The following is a 1,551-nucleotide window of genomic DNA, read 5'->3' as shown; positions in this document are numbered from 1 at the left end:
TCGGGTGACGGTCGCCATGCTCGTGCTGCCGCCCGCGACGCTGTCCGCCCGGACCGCCCAGCAGCGGAGCGTCGATGCCGCGACGCTGTCGAACGCGACCGGAGCGCAGGGGGGTCTCGCTCCTCGGCAGCGACGCGGTCGACACGTCCGACTACGGCGTGAAGGACTGGGCCGCCCTCATCCGCCAGTCCACCGACACGAGCGCCCTCGTCGGGAAGCGGGTGGAGCTCACGGGTTTCGTCGTCCCTGCCGGCGACGGATCGTTCACGCTGACCCGGTTCGTGATCAGCTGCTGCGCCGTCGACGCGCAACCGGTCGGCCTCGGCGTGACCACGACCGGGGCCGTCCCCGACGCGGACCGCTGGGTCACGGTGCGCGGCTCCCTCGTCGCCAACCCCGACCAGTCCGCCGCCGCCAGGATCGTCGTGAAGGCGTCCTCCGTTCGACAGATCGCGCAGCCGAGTGACCCCTACGAGTACTGACCACGCTCGACGCCCCCGTCGCGACCGCTTCCGGACGCGGTACCTCGCGGTGACCGTCGTCCTCATCGTCGTCGGTGCGCTCGCCGCGGTCGTCGGCGCGCAGCAGGGTCCTCGGCTCCGTGCCGTCTCGTACGACGCCGCCGGGTTGGTGGCGAAGCCGGCCCAGCGCGTGATCCTCACCGCGAACCAGGCCGTCCAAGCGGTGCGCCCCGCGGACGTGGTGGTCCGACCGGCAGCGGCGCACACGGTCACGTCGAGCGGGAACACGATCGCCGTCGAGTTCGCCGGACCGCTCGACTACGACCGGTCGTACGAGATCGCGGTCACCGGTGTCCGTGCGCCCGGGCAGTCGTCGAGCGCGACGCTCCGCGCCACCGTCCGCACCGGGAGCACCGACGTCCTCGCGCTCGTCCCCGCTGGACCGGGCGGCGGGAAGGACCGGATCGTCCGACGCTCCCTCGACGCCGGCGGCGCCACGACCGTGTACGCGGACGACGGCATCACGGCGTACGCGCGCCTCGGACGGTCGCTGGTCGTCGTCCGCGACGTCGGCCGAGGTGCCTCGGCGATCGACGTCGTCGGGCTCGCCGGCGGCGTGCAGGACGACGACCTGCCCGTCGAGCGGATCACGCTGCCGACCGCGGCCGGACGGGTGACCGCGCTCCACGCTGCGGACGACGGAGCCTCCTTCGGCTTCCAGTACGCCGACACGTCGTCGGGACGCTCGACCGACGTCGGCCTCTACGTCGTCGACATGACCGGCACCCACATGCCCGTGGCGATCGCGCCGGACGGCAGACCGACGACCGGCGCCGTCCCGATGACCGTCGCACAGTGGGCGTACGTCCCGCGGACCGAGAGCGCGCTCGTCCGGACCAGTGGCGACGACCTGGTCCTCGTCGACATGAGCGGCTCGGTCGCCGCGGTGCGGCTGGGGAGCGCCACGACCCTGCACGGCTTCGTCGCCTCCGGCACCACGGCCGTGGTCGAGACCGGCACCGGGATCGAGTACCTCGACCTGACCGACGGCCGACGGACGCCCATCGCGACGCCGGAGGGGAGCACGGAC

General features: G+C 73.4%; 2 protein-coding genes. Both read left to right on the top strand.

What is annotated here, in order from left to right; all coding sequences use genetic code 11:
- Window positions 1–74 precede the first annotated feature (74 nt).
- Window positions 75–482, top strand: coding sequence for a TIGR03943 family putative permease subunit (locus tag I59_RS19335; protein WP_049976538.1), 408 nt, complete (start codon window positions 75–77; stop codon window positions 480–482).
- A 49-nt stretch (window positions 483–531) separates the two neighbouring features.
- Window positions 532–1,551, top strand: a 1,020-nt coding sequence (locus tag I59_RS06045; protein ID WP_022903094.1) for a hypothetical protein, incomplete at its 3' end; no start/stop codon positions are given.

The organism is Curtobacterium sp. B8 (assembly GCF_000333315.1).
Lineage (GTDB): Bacteria > Actinomycetota > Actinomycetes > Actinomycetales > Microbacteriaceae > Curtobacterium > Curtobacterium luteum.
The sequence above is the reverse complement of the archived record's forward strand: the minus strand, read 5'-3'. Positions and strand labels throughout refer to the sequence as shown.

Coding starts and splice junctions, on each gene's coding strand:
- I59_RS19335 (WP_049976538.1), top strand. CDS start 75: ATGCCGCGACGCTGTCGAACGCGACCGGAGCGCAGGGGGGTCTCGCTC.